17 protein-coding genes are annotated in these 18,806 nt (G+C 55.6%); 3 read left to right on the top strand and 14 right to left on the bottom strand.

Going from position 1 to position 18,806, the window contains the following annotated elements:
* From G5B42_RS01395 to G5B42_RS01380, 4 genes are all read right to left on the bottom strand, one after another.
* Positions 1–642: ABC transporter ATP-binding protein (locus tag G5B42_RS01395; RefSeq protein WP_181338662.1), on the bottom strand; the 642-nt coding region annotated here is incomplete at its 3' end.
* Positions 643–644: 2 nt separating this feature from the next.
* Positions 645–1,427: an ABC transporter permease gene (locus G5B42_RS01390; protein WP_181338661.1), complete on the bottom strand. Its 783-nt coding sequence runs from the start codon at positions 1,425–1,427 to the stop codon at positions 645–647.
* Entirely contained in the window at positions 1,424–2,143 is a 720-nt protein-coding gene (locus G5B42_RS01385) for an ABC transporter permease (RefSeq protein WP_231133127.1), read from the bottom strand. Before G5B42_RS01385 ends, G5B42_RS01390 begins: the two co-directional genes overlap by 4 nt.
* Before the next feature lie 280 nt (positions 2,144–2,423).
* Entirely contained in the window at positions 2,424–2,969 is a 546-nt protein-coding gene (locus G5B42_RS01380; RefSeq protein ID WP_181338660.1) for a nitroreductase family protein, read from the bottom strand.
* Positions 2,970–3,183: 214 nt separating this feature from the next.
* On the opposite strand from G5B42_RS01380, the gene G5B42_RS01375 reads away from it, so the two are divergent.
* Positions 3,184–4,866 carry an FAD-dependent oxidoreductase gene (locus G5B42_RS01375; RefSeq protein WP_181338659.1) on the top strand — a complete coding sequence of 561 codons (1,683 nt, stop codon included), beginning with the start codon at positions 3,184–3,186 and terminating at the stop codon, positions 4,864–4,866.
* Between the two features lie 125 nt (positions 4,867–4,991).
* Here G5B42_RS01375 and G5B42_RS01370 read toward each other — a convergent pair whose 3' ends face one another.
* Together G5B42_RS01370 and G5B42_RS01365 are read right to left on the bottom strand one after the other, a co-directional pair.
* Entirely contained in the window at positions 4,992–5,426 is a 435-nt protein-coding gene (locus G5B42_RS01370; RefSeq protein WP_231133126.1) for a Fur family transcriptional regulator, read from the bottom strand.
* Between the two features lie 190 nt (positions 5,427–5,616).
* A complete protein-coding gene (locus G5B42_RS01365; protein WP_181338658.1) occupies positions 5,617–6,261 on the bottom strand; it encodes a peroxiredoxin in 645 nt (214 codons plus the stop codon).
* Positions 6,262–6,667: 406 nt separating this feature from the next.
* On the opposite strand from G5B42_RS01365, the gene G5B42_RS01360 reads away from it, so the two are divergent.
* Complete coding sequence (locus G5B42_RS01360; RefSeq protein ID WP_231133125.1) at positions 6,668–7,279, top strand: cell wall hydrolase; 612 nt, start codon at positions 6,668–6,670, stop codon at positions 7,277–7,279.
* A gap of 219 nt (positions 7,280–7,498) precedes the next feature.
* Entirely contained in the window at positions 7,499–7,882 is a 384-nt protein-coding gene (locus G5B42_RS01355; protein ID WP_181338657.1) for a cupin domain-containing protein, read from the top strand.
* Positions 7,883–7,968: 86 nt separating this feature from the next.
* Here the strand turns inward: G5B42_RS01355 and G5B42_RS01350 are convergent, their stop codons facing one another.
* From G5B42_RS01350 to G5B42_RS01315, 8 genes are all read right to left on the bottom strand, one after another.
* Positions 7,969–8,880: a PHP domain-containing protein gene (locus tag G5B42_RS01350; RefSeq protein WP_181338656.1), complete on the bottom strand. Its 912-nt coding sequence runs from the start codon at positions 8,878–8,880 to the stop codon at positions 7,969–7,971.
* A 242-nt stretch (positions 8,881–9,122) separates the two neighbouring features.
* Positions 9,123–10,802 (bottom strand): biosynthetic-type acetolactate synthase large subunit, encoded by a 1,680-nt coding sequence (gene ilvB / locus G5B42_RS01345; RefSeq protein WP_181338667.1) that lies wholly within the window; start codon positions 10,800–10,802, stop codon positions 9,123–9,125.
* Positions 10,803–10,899: 97 nt separating this feature from the next.
* Positions 10,900–12,561, bottom strand: a complete 1,662-nt coding sequence (gene ilvD, locus G5B42_RS01340) for a dihydroxy-acid dehydratase (protein ID WP_181338655.1) — start codon at positions 12,559–12,561, stop codon at positions 10,900–10,902.
* A 29-nt stretch (positions 12,562–12,590) separates the two neighbouring features.
* Positions 12,591–13,679: a 3-isopropylmalate dehydrogenase gene (gene leuB / locus G5B42_RS01335; RefSeq protein ID WP_181338654.1), complete on the bottom strand. Its 1,089-nt coding sequence runs from the start codon at positions 13,677–13,679 to the stop codon at positions 12,591–12,593.
* Positions 13,680–13,784: 105 nt separating this feature from the next.
* The gene (gene leuD / locus G5B42_RS01330; protein ID WP_181338653.1) at positions 13,785–14,273 is read right to left on the bottom strand and encodes a 3-isopropylmalate dehydratase small subunit; all 489 of its coding nucleotides are present in this window, start codon (positions 14,271–14,273) and stop codon (positions 13,785–13,787) included.
* A 45-nt stretch (positions 14,274–14,318) separates the two neighbouring features.
* Positions 14,319–15,578, bottom strand: coding sequence for a 3-isopropylmalate dehydratase large subunit (gene leuC / locus G5B42_RS01325; protein WP_181338652.1), 1,260 nt, complete (start codon positions 15,576–15,578; stop codon positions 14,319–14,321).
* Between the two features lie 14 nt (positions 15,579–15,592).
* Complete coding sequence (cimA, locus tag G5B42_RS01320; RefSeq protein ID WP_181338651.1) at positions 15,593–17,182, bottom strand: citramalate synthase; 1,590 nt, start codon at positions 17,180–17,182, stop codon at positions 15,593–15,595.
* A gap of 31 nt (positions 17,183–17,213) precedes the next feature.
* Complete coding sequence (locus G5B42_RS01315) at positions 17,214–18,749, bottom strand: 2-isopropylmalate synthase (RefSeq protein WP_181338650.1); 1,536 nt, start codon at positions 18,747–18,749, stop codon at positions 17,214–17,216.
* Positions 18,750–18,806: the final 57 nt, after the last annotated feature.

The raw sequence follows: 18,806 nt of genomic DNA, 5'->3' as shown, positions 1-18,806 counted from the left end.
GTCATGGGTCGTCAGGATGAAGGTAACCCCTTTTTTGTTCATCTCCCGGATAAACTCTCTGATTTTATCCTTGGCGATAACGTCCAGACCGATGGTGGGTTCGTCCAAAAAGACGATCTCCGGCTGGTGAAGCATGGCCATGATAAATTCGCACTTCATCCGTTCGCCGAGGGAGAGCTGGCGGGTGGGTTTGCGGATCTGGTCCTTGACGTCCAAGAGTTCCACCATGTTCTCCATGGTCTGTTTGAAAACCCGGTCCGGAATGGCGTAGATCGCTTTATTGAGATAAAAGGCGTCGATGGGCGGAATATCCCAGATCAATTGTGATTTCTGCCCAAAAACCGCTCCGATCTTCGCCACGTACTTTTTTCGGTCGCGCCAAGGGGTGTAACCCATCACTTCAACCGCACCGGAGGTTGGATAGAGGATCCCGGTCAGGATCTTAAGCGTTGTTGACTTCCCGGCCCCGTTGGGCCCCAAAAAACCTACCAACTCTCCTTTGTCAATCCCGAAGGAGATCCCTTTGAGGGCATGGATATAAATGGGTTTCCGGAAGAACAAACTTTTCAGCGTCTCTTTAAAGCTGTTGCCCCGTTGGTATGTCTTATAAACTTTCGTCAAATTTTTTACGGAAATAAGCATGTTCAGCCACCTACACTGGTATATTTTTTAAGCATCCACCGCCAAAAACCCAAACTGAACAGGAGAAAAAGAATGGCGACCCCCACCGCCCCAAGGGTGCCCGCCGAAGGCCGTCCCAGTAAGGCCGTGGCCGGAACCGAACCGAGAATCGCTACGGGGAGCAATAAGGTAATGACGGTTTGGACCGGTTTCGAGAAGATCGCCGCCGGATACATGCCAAAGGTGGTTATGGACCCAAAGATCTCATAAAGACGGTAATTGCCGATCCAGACAATACCCAGGCTCGCCAAGATGAGACCATAACCAAAGTGCACCGTCAAAGTGAGAAGAAACAAGACCAGAAATTGAAGCCATTCGCCAAGACTTGGCGCCGGCAGGCGACTCAGGGCGATGGTGAAGAGGGTGATGCCCCCGACCAGCTTGCCCAGATCCTCCGCATCAAACCCGGTTACAATCGCCATGAAAAGCACGGGTTTGGGTTTAATCAACAACAAATCGAAGGTGCCGTTCTGGACCCGTTCGATTGTGTTCCAGACGATCCCAAAAAAGAACGGGGCGGCAATCCCTTTGCCCAACAAAAAAACCCCTTGGATGAGCAATGCTTCGTACATGTCCCAACCGGGGAAGGTGGCCCCGTTCTGGTAAATCAGGATGGTGATCATGGGGACGGTCATCTCTACCAGCAACATGATCAGCATGCTCATGAAGAAATCGGCCCGGTAGGCCATCCGGGTGGCCAAGGCGGTTTTTGCTCCTTGCAAGTAAATCCGGATGTTGTTCCTCACGCACCCACCCCCGTAAACCGTTTAATCCCGAAATACCAGAGAACCCGGGCGACCGCGTACATCACCACCGTCGCGACGAACTGTAACGCGACCACCTGCGGGATGGGCAGACTGACGCCCGCCAGTTCGTAGTGGCCGATGAAAACCCTGGTGGGCACGTAAGTGATGAACTGGAAAGGCAGATAAAACAGGATCTTTTGCATCCACTCCGGGAAAAAGGTCAGCGGAATCAGCATCCCGGCCGATAAATCCCGTAGCGAAAGAAAGGCCCGGCGGATCCCCTCGGTTTTCGTGAGCCAAAAAGCGGTAATCCCGATGCAGTAGTTGGTTAAAAAAATGAGCACAAAACTTAAACCCAGCGAAAGCAAAGCCCAAGCCGGCTCCGCCGGGACCAACCGGATCTTAAACACAAAAAAGAAGATCAAAAACACGGGCACGCTCTCCACCCAAAAGGCAAGAATCCGGTGGCCGATCTTCTGCGCAAAGGCCAAAAAGCTGTAGGAAATTGGCCGGAGCAGATAAGTTAAGAAACTTCCCGTCCGGATTGACCACTGTAGATCCCAGTCGGTAGAATCATAGGTCAGACAACCAATCAACGTGGCGATCCCGTAATAAGTCAGCATTTGTTCCAAGGTCAGCCCGTTGAGGGTGGTCCGGGTGGCGTAAACCGCCCGCCAGATAAAGATCTGGGTTAAAAAAAAAGACCGGACCGACAAAGATGGTGACCGCCATTTGGCTGCGGTAAGCAGCCCACTCTTTATAGGTTGATAAAGCGATTGCCTTCAACACCCCAAACCAATAGCCCAATTTCGGTCCAATCGTTGCTCGTTTACACAAACCGGTCATCTCCAGTATGCAGGATAACTATGAATACTACAAATAATAACAGGATCGTTTGGCCATGGCAAGAGCCTGGTCGGAAAAATGTTCTCTCCTGCCCTTTCCTGCGGCGTCCTGTACCGGCGGGCATGCCGCGCGCCGGAGGGCACCACAGGCTCAAGGCAGACCGGTAAAGGGTTCACCGTAAACATTGTGGTGAAGCTTGTCAAAGGCCAACCCGGTGCGGGGATGCCCCGGTTTTTCCTCGGCGGGATAACCGATGGCCACAATCGCCTCGACTTTGAGGTGTTCCGGGATCCGTAACACCGCGCGCACATATTCTTCAGCGGTCTGGTCCGGGCTGTGGTCCCGCTGCCGGATTTGGAGCCAGCAATGGCCCAAACCCAGCGCCGCGGCCGCCAGGCCGATAAAGGTGGCCGCAATCGCCGCATCCTCAACCCAAACATCGCATTTGGCCGGATCGGCACAGACCACAATCGCCAGGGGTGCTTCTTTTAAAAACGCGTTATGGCTACGCGCCCGGGCCAGCTGCGCTATGAGCGCCGGCTCGGTCACGGCAATAAACTCCCAGGGTTTTAAGTTCCGCGACGACGGAGCCCGGAGCGCCGCTTCCAAGATCTTGGCCACTTTTTCCGGTTCCACCGGATCGCTTTTATATTTGCGGATGCTTCTTCTTCCCTCAATCAACCGCCAAAAATCCATTTTTCATCACCTCATCATTCGGATTTTCCCATTCGCCGGTGCTCTCCGGTCGAGCCCGGAGGGATAATGGAGTTTAGGATAATTACACGACCAATTATTTCGGTAAAATAATGCTGAACCCTGCTTCTTAGGGTCAAGCGAAGCCAAAAGGTTTTATCTTCTCCGCCGATAATTAAGCATAAGAAGGCATAAATTTTAATTTGAGGTGAGGAAGTTGAAGAAGAAAGTCGTTATTGTCGGCGGCGTCGCCGGTGGGGCCAGCGCAGCAGCCCGGTTGCGGCGCCTCGATGAAGAGGCCGAGATTATCCTGATCGAAAGAGGAGGTTACATCTCCTACGCCAACTGTGGATTACCCTACTACATCGGGGACGTCATCACCGACCGGGACAACCTTTTTGTGCAAACCCCCCACGGCTTACGGGCGCGGTATAACATTGAAGTGCGGACCCGGCATGAAGTACTTAAGATTGATCGCCAGCAGAAAATGGTCGAAGTAAAAGAACTGGTCTCCGGCCGGGTTTACCAAGAAACCTACGACTTTTTGCTGCTCTCACCCGGTGCCACGCCAATCCGGCCGAAAATTCCCGGACTCGAGGGCGACAACGTCTTTACCTTGCGGGATGTTGCCGATACGGACCGGATCAAAACCTATCTCCGCCACGAACAACCGCAGCGGGCCCTGGTAGTCGGGGCGGGCTTTATCGGCCTCGAGATCGCCGAAAACCTGGTCGCCGCCGGCCTCAAAGTCTCCCTGGTCGAGATGGCCTCCCGCGTTTTACCGAAAAACCTTGACCCGGAGATGGCGGCCCCCCTCCATAACCACCTGCGGGCACGCGGCGTCAACCTTTACTTACAGACTGCCCTATCGGCCGTAGAACAAAGGGATGGCCAGGACTGGGCGCTCCTCGGCAATGGGGAAGAGATCCCCTATGACCTGGTTGTCATCGCAGTCGGGACGCGGCCCGAAACCCACTTGGCCAAAGAAGCCGGTCTGGAACTGGGCACCAACGGCGCGATTCGGGTCAACGCCTCCTTCCAGACTTCCGATCCATCTATTTACGCCGTTGGCGACGCCATTGAAGTGGAAAGCGGGATCACGGGCGACAAAACCTACCTTCCCCTGGCCGGTCCGGCCAACCGCCAAGGCCGGTTGGCGGCCGATGCCATCTGCGGGCGGCCGGTAAAATACGAAGGGGTCATCGGAACCGCCATCGTGAAGGTCTTTGACTTGACTGCCGGGAGCGTCGGTTTTACTGAAGAGTTTTTAAAGCATAGCGGGCAGAAGTATTTGACCGCCATTACCCACCCCCTCTCCCACGCCGGCTATTATCCCGGGGCGACCCACCTCGACATCAAACTGCTGTTTACTCCGGAAGGCCGGATCCTCGGGGCCCAGGTGGTGGGGGCCCATAACGTCGATAAAACCCTTGACGTCATCGCCACTGTCATGAAAACCGGTGGTACCGTCGACGATTTGGCCGCCCTCGAGCTGGCATACGCCCCGCCTTTTTCTTCGGCGAAAAATCCGGTCAACATCGCCGGCTATGTGGCGGGCAACATCATCCGTGGTGATCTGCCGGTAGCCTCCTGGGACCAGATCCTTGACCAGGAAAACCCGGACTTTCTCCTGCTTGATGTCCGGTCCAAAAGCCAGTTCGCCGCCGGGGCCCTTGAAGGGGCGCTCCACATCCCCCTCGCCGAATTGCGGCAGCGCCTCCATGAACTGCCCAGGGATAAGGAGATTATCGTCTACTGCACGATCGGCCTCACCTCCTACCTGGCGACCCGGATCCTGATCCAAAATGGCTTTAAGGCCAGGAACTTAAGCGGTGGCTGGCAGACCCTCAAACCAATTCTCGACGACCGCCGCGCGACCGCCGCCCAGAAAAACCGTTGAGCATGCCTTTACCTTTTGCGCCGCTCTGCCGCCAAGGTACAAAACGAAAAAAGGAAAAGACCCGCGTAAAACGGGTCTTTTCCTTTTGTGGGGTTCCTTAAGTTTAATCATGGGGTTGATTTACTTTATTCATGGCGCTGATTTTCCGCCGCCCGGCACTGCCGGCAAATCCCCTTCGCCAGCACTTGATACTCCAGGACCAGATTTCCCTCGATCTCTTGCCCCGGGGAGCCGATGGCTGGGATATTCAGGTCGCACAGAACACCGCACCGGACACACTTAAAGTGACCATGGGGTGTTAAATTTGCTTCATAGCGGACTTGATCCTCGTCGGTCGCCAGTGCCAAGACGACTCCTTTCTCCTCTAAAAGCTTCAGGGTGTTGTAAACCGTCGTCTTCGAGAAGGTAGGAATAGCCTCTTTCAACTCCGTATAGATCATCTCCGCCGTCGGGTGCACTCGGTGCTGGGCCAGGTATTTCATGATCTCGATCCGCTGGTGTGTTGGGCGAATCCCCACCCGCTCCAGCGCATCACAGATTTCTTGCAAACTCATCCCCATCTTTTTCCCTCACCTTTTTAGTAATCACTACCAAGATTACTGCTCCCCGTTGGGCGCTTGACGTTCCCAAGTTTCTTCCTTATCTTAACACAGACCAGCCCTACCCTCAAGTGCCATTGCGGCATTCGCGCCAATGGTTCCGCAAGCAGGTCGACCAGACTTTTTCCGTTTGCTCGGCGCCGACTGTTATTTAGGAGATTTTTTTGTGGCAGAACCACCAGTCATAACAGTCGTAAGTCGCCTTCCGTTCTTTGGCGGTCTTCTCGTCCGTAGCCGGCGGGATGATCACTTTATCTTGGATCAATTCGTTATTGGGCCAATTGGCGGGTAAAGCTACGCCCTTTTCAGTCGCCACCTGTAATCCTTTGACCATCCGTAAGATCTCATCAATGTTCCGGCCCAGTTCTTGCGGGTAATATAAGATCGCCCGGACGGTCCCCTCGGGATCAACCACAAAGACGGCCCGGACCGTATTGGTCCCCTGCCCGGGGTGAATCAGGCCCAGCTGCTTCGCAACTTCGCCGGTATCATCGGCAACCACGGGGAAGGAGATCTCCGTATCCAGTTTCTCCTTGATCCATTCCAACCATTTAATATGGGAAAAGACTTGGTCGATACTGAGCCCGACCAGTTCGGCCCCGATCTTCCGGAATTCGGCTGCTCTTTTTTCGAACGCAACAAACTCGGTGGTACAAACCGGGGTAAAGTCGGCCGGGTGGCTGAAGAAGACAAACCATTTCCCCTTCAGATCATCGGGATAAGTCTTTAGCCCATGGGTCGTCTTCACACTAATCTGTGGGAATTTGTCACCAATCAAAGGTAATTTGTTTTCCATCAAGCAATCCCTCCATTTTGTATTTATTTCGATTTTGATTTTATTACAAATTTATATTAATGTCAATACCAAATTACCCACTTTTTTCTCGAAATTTAGGTTCAGATAGTTGCAAATGGACTTCCATATTAAAAAACAGCCTGTACCAATGGGGCAAAATGGATCAGGCCGTTTAAATATTATGTTAACCTATAATAGCTTGCGGATGCTTTGGTATGCTCAATATCCCTGCTTAATACGGCGTTATATCATGGTCGACAACCCCAAAAACCAATGTTATAATCCAACAGTTGATGCCCCCCAAGACCCGATATCCCAACCGAACTGTCAATGAGGGCAAGATACCGGCGCGCTGATGCGTGGAAAATCGAGAAAGGGGTATGATAAGATGAAATTAAACAAAAGAATGATGCGTATCGTAACCTATGGTCTGCTTGTAATTATGTTTTTTGGCTATTCCATTCCCGCCCACGCTTGGACCTATCAGATCCGGTGGGGCGACTCCCTCTACAAGTTGTCCCGGCGTTTTGGCACCGACGTGGCGACCTTAAAAGCCGTCAATAAACTGTCCGGCGACCGAATTCGGGCCGGCGGGAAACTATGGATTCCCGATGCGCCCAAGCAGGCACGGGCACAGGCATCAACACTATCGAAAGTTAATAATGGCGACCTGTATCTGCTGGCGCGGTTGATTAACGGCGAAGCCCGCGGCGAGCCGTTCACGGGTCAAGTCGCGGTCGGCGCGGTTATCCTTAATCGGGTCAAATCGGGGAAATTTCCAAAGACGATCGCCGGTAATATTTATAAAGCCGGTGAATTCGAATCCGTCGCCAACGGACAGATTTGGCAGCCGCTAACCAGTAGCGCCGTAAAGGCCACCAAAGCGGCACTCGGCGGTTGGGATCCAAGCGGTGGTGCTCTGTATTTCTACAATCCGGCCAAAATCCGCAACCCATACAGTTGGATCTGGTCGCGAAAGGTGATTAACCGGATTGGGCGGCATGTTTTTGCCGTGTAAAAGAGTTAATGAAAGAAGTGGGGCTGTCTCCTTCGAACAGCCCCACTTTTTTATCCCTTCAGCCGGGAGGGGAAAGACAAAGAAACAAGAATAAGTTAGGTATTCGTTCATTACAGCAAGCTAAAATAGGGGTTTTGCTAAGCTTACATGAAATACAGGCACAGTATTTACTGGGTAGTAGGAACCGGTTTTAAAAACAAACATAAGGAGGACCAATTTATGTACGAAAAGTATGTGATCAGCCAACCGCTCGAGACCTTCGACTACCTTTACCACGACCGGCCAGATACGCCCTTTAAGATTTTCATGAACAAAGACTTGGTTCCGGAAGCCACGGTTTCGGCCGATGTTTTTTACCGCACGGAGATACCAAAAGTAAACCCCACTTGCGAACTGCATTCCCATCCCACCCCCCAACTTTTAATGTTTGTCGGGGAAGAAGGCACCTTTGAGGTAAAGGTCCCGCTTAACGATGAGGTTTTTACCATCACCAAAACGACCATGATCTGGGTCCCGCCCCATGTCAAGCATAATGTCACCTATATCCGCATTGACAAGCCGATGGTGGAGTCGGGGATCTTGCTCCAGGGCGAATACGCTTGAGCTTTTCAAGAAAGATACATTTAACCTTATCTGCAAATTTAAAAGAGGCTGTCGCAACAGCCTCTTTTAACGCCAACAATAATTCTTCAAGCGAGCAAACCGGCCGCTTCCAGTCGGGCCTCGATCTCCTTCTCCGGAAGCGGGCACACATATTCTCCCAGCCGTATTGCGGGTTTGGTTGTCCCGTGGTAATCACTGCCGCCCGTAACCAAAAGACCGTGGGCCAAAGCCTGCTGATAGAAATAGGCTGAGGTTTCCTGCGTATGATAACCGCTTCCCACTTCGATCCCGTCCAACCCCAGCGCCACCATCTCCGCCAGGAGATGGATATGGTCAAAATAGAGGCCCGGGTGGGCCAAAACCGCTTTGCCCCCGGTCGCGTGGATGATCTGAATTACCTCGGCTAAAGGGGAAAACTCGATCTTGACATAACACGGTTTGCCCTGAGCACAAAAATCCCAGTAAAAATTGGCGTATGGATTATCGCTCCGCGCTCCGCCGGGCCGGTAAGGCTTAAGTAATTCATGGTCAGAATACTCCGGTTTGCTGAGCAGGATCTGGGCGAATTTTTCCCCCGTCCAACTCTGCGGCCAATAATCACCGGCGCTAATCGCCCCCAGTTCTTCCGCCGTGACGTGAAACCCCAATTGGTTGATGAGTCGTAACCGCTGGTATGAGGCTTCCCGGTTCTGCCGGGCAATATGCTCTTCAATCTTAGTAAAAGCCGTATCACGGTAATCAATCCCGTACCCCAAGAGCTGAAAATCAACCCCCTGGTAGGTACAGTCGATCTCGATCCCGGGGATAAATTTGATTCCGGCTTGCGCCGCCGCCCTTTCCGCTTCGGCGTTGGCTTTCGCGCAATTGTGGTCGGTGACAGACATAATCCGAATCCCCGCCGCCCGGCACTGCGCAACCAGTTCTTTGGGAGTAAATTCGCCGTCATCGCTGTACCGCGAATGCATGTGCAGGTCAATATAAGATTGTTCTCTAATCATCTTCCCCTCTTCTCCTCTGCCTTCTTACCGGCTTTACCAGCCACATCCATCGGACCTCTTAGCCCGGGCCGGTCTTGCCCTTTTTGAGTCCGGGCCGGTCCGGTCTAGTTATTCGCCACCGGAACGCCTTCCCCCTTCATGTCCCGAAAACGATGCCCGGCTTGGCCTTCGGGCTGGCCCCAGGGCAAAAGAAAACCTTTAACCCCACCTGGATTAAAGGTTTTCGCTCGGCTTTTTTCGTCTCAATTCTTAACGAGGTCGGTTTCATCGACGATCACGTCTTCCAGGGCGGCCCCCGGCGGCACCATCGGCCAGACCTTATGGTCCCGGTCAATCTCGCAGTTGATCACCGCCGTCCGGTTGAGGGACAGGGCTTCCCGGAGCACCTTTTCCACATCTTCCCGCGCCGTCAGGTTGAAACCAACCGCGCCAAAGGCCTCCGCCACCTTCACAAAGTCGGTCTTCCGGTCCAGGGTGGTTTGGGAGTAACGGCTGTCGTAAAACAGGCTCTGCCATTGCCGGACCATGCCCAGCGCATGGTTGTTCATGATCACCACGATGACCGGCAGATTATACTCCACCGCTGTGGCCAGCTCATTCAGGTTCATCCGGAAGCTGCCGTCACCGGCAATATTAATCACTCTTTTCCCCGGCAAAGCGATGGAAGCCCCGATCGAAGCCCCCAAGCCGAACCCCATGGTCCCCAGTCCGCCGGAAGTGATTAATGTTCTGGGCCGTGTGAACTTATAGTACTGGGCGGTCCAGATCTGATGCTGCCCCACCTCGGTGGTGATGATCGCTTCGCCGCCGGTCAGTTCATAAATCTTTTCCAGAATATACCTGGGAGTCAACTCCCCGCCATTCCCCGGCTGTTGTTTCTGGGCTTTTAAGGCCAGCACATGGTTGAGCCACTGGGAACGATCCTTGGGTTGAATCCCTTCGATGAGCTTGGCCAAGACCGTCTTGACATCACCCACAATGTAGTGGGCCACCCGCACATTCTTGTTAATCTCAGCCTCATCGATGTCGATGTGGAGAATCTTCGCCTTCGGGGCAAACCGGTCCAGTCTGCTGACCACCCGGTCGCTGAAACGGGCCCCGACGGCAATCAAGAGGTCGCATTGGGTCACAGCCAGGTTGGAAGCCCTTGTCCCGTGCATCCCAATCATCCCGGTATAGAGTTCATGGGTGGCCGGAAAGGCCCCCATCCCCATGAGGCTTAAGGTAACCGGGGCGTTGATCTTTACGGCCAGCTCATACAGTTCAGGGGCCGCCTCCGCCGCGATCACCCCGCCGCCCGCGTAGATCATGGGTTTTTCCGCCTCATGGATCATCGCCAGGGCCTTTTCGATGGCCCCGGTATTCACCGCGCTCTTCTTCTCGATTTGACCGGTGACGCGCGGCTCATACTCACACTCCCGCATCGTAATATCCTTGGGGATGTCGATGAGCACCGGCCCGGGCCTTCCTTCCCGGGCAATCTGGAAAGCCCGGCGGACCGTCTCGGCCAAGTCCTCTACCCTTTTGACCATAAAATTGTGCTTGGTGATGGGCATCGTAATTCCCGTGATGTCCACTTCCTGGAAGCTATCCTTGCCAATCAGGTTTAGAGGCACGTTGCCGGTGATCGCCACCATGGGACTGGAATCCATGTACGCCGTGGCAATTCCGGTCACCAGGTTGGTTGCACCCGGGCCGGACGTGGCCAGGCAGACCCCAACCTTCCCCGAGGCCCGCGCATAACCGTCGGCCGCATGGGCCGCCCCCTGCTCGTGGGAGGTCAGATAATGTTTGATCTTATCCTTATATTTATATAACGAGTCATAGATATTCAACACCGCGCCGCCGGGGAAGCCGAAGATTGTATCGACGCCCTGCTCAATCAGGCATTCCACCAAAATATCAGCACCGGTTAAACGCAATGTACACACCACCTTTTCTCCCGGTATTCAGGTCTACGTTCGGAACCGGCTCCGCCTGCGCCGGTCGTCAGGCGACGTTTCTCCGCGCGGCCTCCGGTTAGCCTTTCAAAACAGCGCCTTCGCTCGCCGAGGAGACAAACCGGGCATAGCGGGCCAGATATCCCCGGTTAATCTTGGGCGGGGGCGCTGTCCACCCTTCCTTTCTCCTTTCCAGCTCCGCCGCGTCAACTTTTAACGTCAGGGTGCCCTTGATCATATCAATGGCAATCCGGTCGCCATCCCGGACAAAGGCGATCGGCCCCCCTTCCGCCGCTTCCGGCGAAACATGGCCGATACTGGCCCCCCGGGTGGCGCCGCTGAAGCGGCCGTCGGTGATCAAGGCCACCTCGGCGTCCAAGCCCATCCCGGCCAATACCGAAGTGGGCATCAGCATCTCCCGCATGCCCGGTCCACCGCGGGGTCCCTCATAACGGATAACAACCACGTCACCCTTTCTGATCTCCCCCGCTAGAATTGCTTGCACCGCCGCGTCTTCACTGTCAAAGACGCGGGCCGGTCCCTCATGCACCAACATCGCTTCCGCCACGGCGCTCCGCTTGACCACGCTCCCGTTGGGGGCCAGGTTTCCTCTGAGCACCGCGATCCCCCCGGTGGGCGCATAGGGTTGATCGACCGGCCGGATCACATTGGGATTAAGATTCTCCGCCGCGGCGATGTTAGCCCCGACGCTCTGGCCGGTGACGGTGAGACAATCCTCCTTCAGCAGCCCCTTCCGGGAAAGTTCTTTCATAACGGCCGGGATGCCCCCCGCCGCGTACAGGTCTTCTACAAAATGCCGCCCGGCCGGAGCCAACCGGCACAGGTTGGGGGTTTGGGCACTCAGGGCATTGACCTGGTCCAGGTCAAACTGGACTCCCGCTTCATAAGCGATGGCCGCCAAATGCAACATGCTATTGGTGCTGCAGCCCAGCGCCATATCAACGGAAAGGGCGTTATGGAAAGCGTCAGGGGTCAAGATCATCCGCGGCCGAATATCCTTTTTCACCAGTTCCATAATGCGCATCCCGGTCGCTTTCGCCAGCCTAAGCCGGGCCGAATACACCGCCGGAATCGTCCCGTTGCCGGGCAAAGCCATCCCCAGCGCTTCGGTGAGGCAGTTCATACTGTTGGCCGTGAACATACCGGAGCAGGAACCACAGCTGGGGCAGGCGCCATCCTCGTACGCGGTGAGCTCCTGGTCGCTGAGCTTCCCGGCTTTATAAGCACCGACGGCCTCAAATATATCGGTCACGCTGATCTCCTTTTCGCCGATCCGCCCTTTCAACATCGGCCCGCCGCTGACAACAATCGCCGGGATATCGAGGCGGGCCGCCGCCATCAGCATGCCCGGAACGATCTTGTCACAGTTGGGGACGAGCACCAGCCCGTCAAAACCATGGGCCAGGACCATCGCCTCAATGCTGTCGGCGATCAGTTCCCGGGTCGGCAGGGAATAGTGCATCCCGATATGGCCCATGGCAATCCCGTCACAGACCCCGATCGCCGGAAACTCAATGGGCGTTCCCCCCGCCATCGCCACGCCGGTCTTGACCGCCGCCGTAATCTGGTCCAGGTGCATATGGCCCGGCACGATCTGGCTTTTGGCGTTGACAATCCCGATCAACGGCCGGTTGATCTCTTCCTCCGTCAAACCTAATGCTTTGAAAAGAGAGCGGTGGGGGGCCCGCTCCAAACCGACTTTTACTGAATCGCTCCGCATCGGCTCACCCCTATCCTTACCTTAATTGTTTAGTCTCCTTTGGCGATATAGTCGCAAACAAGTTGCCCCATTTGCGCCGTCCCGACCAGGGTCTGTCCCGGACTCATAATGTCACCGGTCCGGTATCCCGCAGCCAGGACCTGTTCCACCGCGCTGGTAATGGCCTCCGCCTCCTGCGCAAGGCCAAAGGAGTACCGGAGCATCATCGCCGCCGACAAAATGGTGGCCAACGGATTGGCCCGGTCCTGTCCGGCCAGGTCGGGGGCTGAACCATGCACCGGTTCGTAGAGACCAAAATTCCCCTGGCCTAAACTCGCCGAAGGCAGCATCCCGATGGAACCCGTAATCATACTGGCCTCGTCGGACAAGATATCCCCAAACATATTGGTGGTGACGATAACGTCAAATTGTTTCGGATTACGCACCAGTTGCATCGCGGCGTTGTCCACATACATGTGGTTCAACTCCACATCCGGGTAGTCGGCGGCCACCCGCGTCACCACCGCCCGCCACAGGCGGGAACTTTCCAGGACGTTTGCTTTGTCCACATTGGTCACCCGCCGCTGCCGCCCGCGGGCAATTTCAAAAGCAACCCGGGCGATCCGTTCCACTTCGGCTTCGCTGTAAACTTCGGTGTCAAAGGCTTCCTCCCCCCGTTCCGCCGTCGCGCGGCGGCCGCGCGGGCCAAAGTAGATGCCGCCGGTCAATTCCCGGACCACCAACAAATCAATACTTTCCCCGATGATCTCCGGCTTCAGGGGACAAGCCGCCTGCAGTTGTTTATACAAGTAAGCCGGTCGCAGATTGGCATAAAGGCCAAGCTGGCCCCGGAGTCCCAAAAGCGCCATCTCCGGCCTTTTTTCCCCGGGCAGGTGATCCCATTTCGCCCCGCCGACGGCCCCCAGGAGTACCGCATCACTCTTCCGGCACTCCGCCACCGTCTCTTCCGGCAACGGCTCGCCCGTGGCATCAATGGCACAGCCGCCGGCCAGCAGTTCTTTATACTCAAAATGATGTCCGTAGGTATCGGCAATCTGGTCCAAGACCCGTAAAGTCTGGCCGACAATCTCGGGACCAATCCCGTCCCCGGGAATCACTGCAATTCTGTAGTTGCCCACAGGCCCACCATCCTTCCGTCCGTTTTCCCTTGGAGGTAATACTGGTATTGAGCAAGCCAAAGCCTTCGTTTCACGCCAAACCTCGTGATTGTTGTTCACGTGATCCTAACGGCCGGCCTTCACACGGTTGATCAGGCCGTCCGCCGCCATGATCTCCTTCATAAACTCCGGGAAGGGTTCGGCCTGAAATGCCTTGTTTTTGGTCAAATTCACGATTCTTCCCTGGTCAAAGTCGACCTCCAGCTCGTCGCCGGTCTCCGTCCACTGGACCGCCTCCGGGCACTCGAGAATCGGCAGGCCGATATTGATCGCATTCCGGTAAAAGATCCGGGCGAAAGTGGCGGCAATGACACAAGAGACGCCCGCCGCCTTGATCGCCAAAGGCGCATGCTCCCGCGAGGAGCCACAACCAAAGTTTTTGCCCGCCACAATGATATCCCCGGCTTGCACCTTTTTCCTGAACTCCGGATCCAGATCCTCCAGGCAGTGGGCCGCCAGCTCCTCGGGGTCGAACGTATTGAGGTAACGGGCGGGGATGATCACGTCCGTATCAACATTATCCTGGTACCTGAATACTCTCCCTTTCGCTTTCATCATAGACCTCCTCCAGGAATTTTGCATTTCCCGTTCCTGCCCGGCCTACAACTTGGCCGGGTCCGTAATGATACCGGTAACCGCCGAAGCCGCCGCCACAGCCGGGCTGGCCAGGTAAACTTCGGACTCGGGATGCCCCATCCGCCCGACAAAATTCCGGTTCGTTGTCGCCACCGCCCGTTCGCCCTTGGCAAGAATCCCCATGTGGCCGCCGAGACAGGGACCGCAGGTCGGCGTGGAAACCACCGCTCCCGCCTCCACCAGATCGGCGATGATCCCCTCCCGCAGGGCCGCAAGGTAAATCCGCTGCGTCCCCGGGAAGACCAGGACCCGGACGCCCTTCTTCACTTTCCGCCCTTTTAAGATCTGCGCCGCGGTGCGCAGATCCGACAGCCGCCCGTTGGTGCAGGAACCGATCACCACCTGGTCAACGGGGATCTCCCCCACTTCGTCAATGGTCTTTGTGTTCGAAGGCAAGTGGGGAAAGGCCACCGTCGGCTTGAGCGTGCTGAGGTCGATCTCATACTCTTCATCATAGTCCGCATCCGGATCGGGTTCATAAACCCGGTAGGGTTTGGTCGCATGCTCCTGCACGTAGGCAACGGTCTTCTCGTCCACCGGGAAGATGCCGTTTTTCGCCCCGGCCTCCACCGCCATGTTGGCAATGGTAAACCGGTCGTCCATCGACAGGTGGGCCAGACCGTCCCCCACGAACTCCATGGATTTGTACCGGGCACCGTCCACCCCGATCATCCCGATTATGTGGAGGATAACATCCTTCCCCGATACCCACCGGCCGGGTTTGTTTTTTAGGACAAACTTCAGGGCGGAAGGGACTTTAAACCACAGGCGGCCCGTGGCCATCCCCGCCGCCATGTCGGTGCTGCCCACCCCGGTGGAGAAGGCCCCCAGGGCCCCGTAGGTACAGGTGTGGGAATCGGCGCCGATAATTAAGTCACCCGGAACCGCCAGGCCTTGCTCGGGGATGAGGCAATGCTCGACCCCCATCTCCCCAACCTCAAAGTAGTGCTCGATCCCCATCTCACGGGCAAACTCCCGGATCATGCGGCACTGCTCCGCCGCTTTAATATCTTTATTGGGCGTGAAATGATCGGGGACAATGGCGATCTTCTTCCGGTCAAACACCCGGGTCAAACCGGTCTTGCGAAACTCGTGAACCGCCACCGGGGTCGTCACGTCGTTACCCAGGACCAGATCCAGATCCGCCTCGATCAACTGCCCCGGCCGGACCGTTTCCAACCCCGCATGGGCGGCCAGGATCTTTTGTGACATGGTCATTCCCATTTTTCTTTCCTCCGTCATAGATAGACTTTCATCTTTTTTTCCAGCTCCTTCAGGAGCTTATATTCGATGGAATCGACAAGGGCAATCCAACTGGCTTCAATGATATCGGTGGAGACCCCGACGGTAGTCCAGACCGACTCCCCGTCGGTCGATTCGATCAGCACCCGCACCTTGGCGGCGGTCGCCCGGTTGGAATCGATGACCCGGACCTTAAAGTCGGTCAAGTGCACCCGGGACAGCTCCGGATAGAACACCTCTAAAACCTTCCGCAAGGCCCGGTCAAGCGCGTGCACCGGACCATTCCCTTCGGCGGCCGTGATCTCTGATTTCCCGTCCACGTTCACCTTAATCAGCGCCGCGGCCGAAGAGCCCGTCAACTTGGGCTGCTCCGTCACGAGCTTGAAATTTTCCAGTTCAAAGAAGGGTTTATACTTGCCCAACTGTTTACGGACAATAAGTTCAAACGTGCTCTCCGCCCCTTCGAACTGGTAGCCCTCGTGCTCCATCTCTTTGATCCGCTGGATGATCTTTTCGGCCTCCGGTGAATCTTTGTCGATCTGCGGGATGATCTCCTTAATCTTCTCCACAATCGTTTTGCGGCCCGCCACCTCGGACATGAGAAACCTTCTTTTGTTCCCGACCAGGCTGGGGTCGATATGCTCAAAGGAGCTGGTGGCTTTGGTCACCCCGTCGATATGCATCCCGCCCTTGTGGGCAAAGGCCGAATTGCCCACGTACGGTTCCCGCTTATTCAAACTGATGTTGGCGATCTCCGCAATCTTCCGGGCAGTGTAGGTCAGATTCTTCATCTGGTCCTCCGGGATACACCAGTACCCCTTTTTCAATTGAAGATTGGGGATGATCGTACTGAGGTTGGCGTTGCCGCACCTTTCCCCAAAACCGAGGTAGGTACCCTGGACATGGGTGGCCCCGGCCTCCACGGCCAGAATCGAGTTGGCTACCGCCAGCCCGCAGTCATTATGGGTGTGGATCCCGATCTTGGTCTTGAACTTATCCGTGACAACCCGGACAATCTCGGAAACCTCCGCCGGGAAACAACCGCCATTGGTATCGCAGAGGACCAGACAGTCGGCGCCCGCGTCAAAAGCCGCCTGCAAGGTCCGGAGGGCGTACTCCGGATTGTTTTTGTATCCGTCAAAGAAATGCTCCGCATCGTAGATTACTTCTTTGCCCCGCTGTTTGAAGAAGGCAACGGTTTCGCCGATCATCCGCAGGTTCTCCTCCAGCGTGGTCCGGATAATCTCCGTCACATGGAAATCCCAGCTTTTACCGAAGATCGCGACCACGGGTGTCTCGGCGCTCAGAAGGGCGAGCACGTTTTTGTCCTGATCCACCGTAATATCGCGCCGCCGGGTACTGCCAAAGGCCACCAGTTTCGCGTTGCGCAGGGAAACATCCCGCATCCGTCCGAAAAACTCCATGTCTTTCGGGTTGGAGCCGGGATTGCCGGCTTCAATGTAAGTAACCCCCAGATTATCCAGGGCCGCCACGATCTTCAGTTTATCCTCGACGGAGAAGGAGATCCCTTCCGCCTGCGCGCCATCCCGCAGGGTGGAATCGAAGATATCAATCTTGACCCGCAAACCAATCACCCCTCATCCTAAGCCTGTGCTTCTAAGCCTGCGCTTCCAGTTTTTCTTCGTAGATCATCTTATTGATGGCATTAATATACGAGAGGACACTGGCCTCAAAGATATCCGTGCTGACCCCTTTTCCCGTAAAGATCCGCCCGTTGCGCCGGATCCGCACATAAGCTTCACCCTGGGCATCCTGGCCTTCCGTGACCGAATGGACCTTGTAGTCTTCAAGGACAAAGGAATGCCCGACAATCTTCTCGATGGCCTTAAAGGCGGCATAGACCGGCCCGTCGCCCGTGGAAACCTCCTCCAATACCTCCGGATTGCCGTTCCCCTTGCTCAGCCGGACCAAAGCCGTCGCCGTAAAGGTGTTTCCGGTGTTGATCACAAACTGTTCCAGTTTGTACATGGCGGGAATCTCCACCTTTTTCTGGGAGACCAGAACCTCCAGGTCAGCATCGTGGACCACCTTTTTCTTGTCGGCCAACACCTTGAACTTGGCGAAGGCTTCATCCAGTTCTTCCTTGGTCAAGGTGTAACCGAGCGCCTTAAGCCGCTCTTCAAAGGCATGCCGTCCGGAATGTTTCCCGAGCACCATCGTGTTTTTCTGCAACCCGATCGACTCCGGCGTCATAATCTCGTAGGTGCTGCGGTTGGCCAGGATCCCATGCTGGTGGATCCCGGCCTCATGGGCGAAGGCGTTGGCCCCGACAATCGCCTTGTTGGGCTGGACCGCCACCCCGGTAATATTGGTCAGCAGTTTGGAAGACCGGTAGATTTGCCGTGTGTCCACCCCGAGCTCCACATCAAAGAGGTCGTTGCGGGTTTTCAGCGCCATCACGATCTCCTCCAATGCGGCGTTGCCCGCCCGTTCCCCGATGCCGTTGATTGTACACTCCACCTGGTTGACCCCGGCCCGGACTGCCGCCAGCGAGTTGGCGACGGCCATTCCCAGGTCGTTATGGCAATGGACCGAAAGGATAACTTTGTCAATATTGGGTACCTTCTCCCGGAGATACTGGATAAGCCGGGTAAACTCCTCGGGGGTGGTGTAACCGACCGTATCCGGGACATTGATCCGGTTCGCCCCCGCGGCAATGGCCGTCTCAAAGACCCGGCAGAGAAAATCCGGGTCGCTGCGGGTCGCATCCTCGGCCGAAAACTCCACGTTCGGACTGAAGCGCCGGGCGTAGGCCACCATCGCTTTCGTCCGTTCCAACACTTCTTCCCGCGTCATCTTCAACTTGTATTGCATGTGAATCTCCGAAGTGGCAATAAAAGTGTGAATCAGCGGATCCGCCGCCTGTTGCAACGCTTCGGCCGCCCGTTCAATATCCTTCTCATGCGCCCGGGCCAGACTGGCCACGGTACAGTCCTTAATCTTCTCGGCAATTGCTTTCACCGCCTGGAAATCACCGGGTGAAGCAATGGCAAAGCCAGCTTCGATGACATCAACCTTAAGACGCTCCAGTTGCTTTGCCATTTCAACCTTTTCCTGAATATTCATGCTGCAACCGGGGGACTGTTCCCCGTCTCTTAACGTTGTGTCAAAAATATACACTCGTCTGGCCATGGTACTCCTTTCCGCTTAAAAAAGCTCCTCCCGATTTTTTTATCTTTTTCGAAGCGC

Origin of the sequence: Capillibacterium thermochitinicola, assembly GCF_013664685.1 — a bacterium.
GTDB classification, from domain to species: domain Bacteria; phylum Bacillota; class UBA4882; order UBA10575; family UBA10575; genus Capillibacterium; species Capillibacterium thermochitinicola.
The sequence above is the reverse complement of the archived record's forward strand: the minus strand, read 5'-3'. Positions and strand labels throughout refer to the sequence as shown.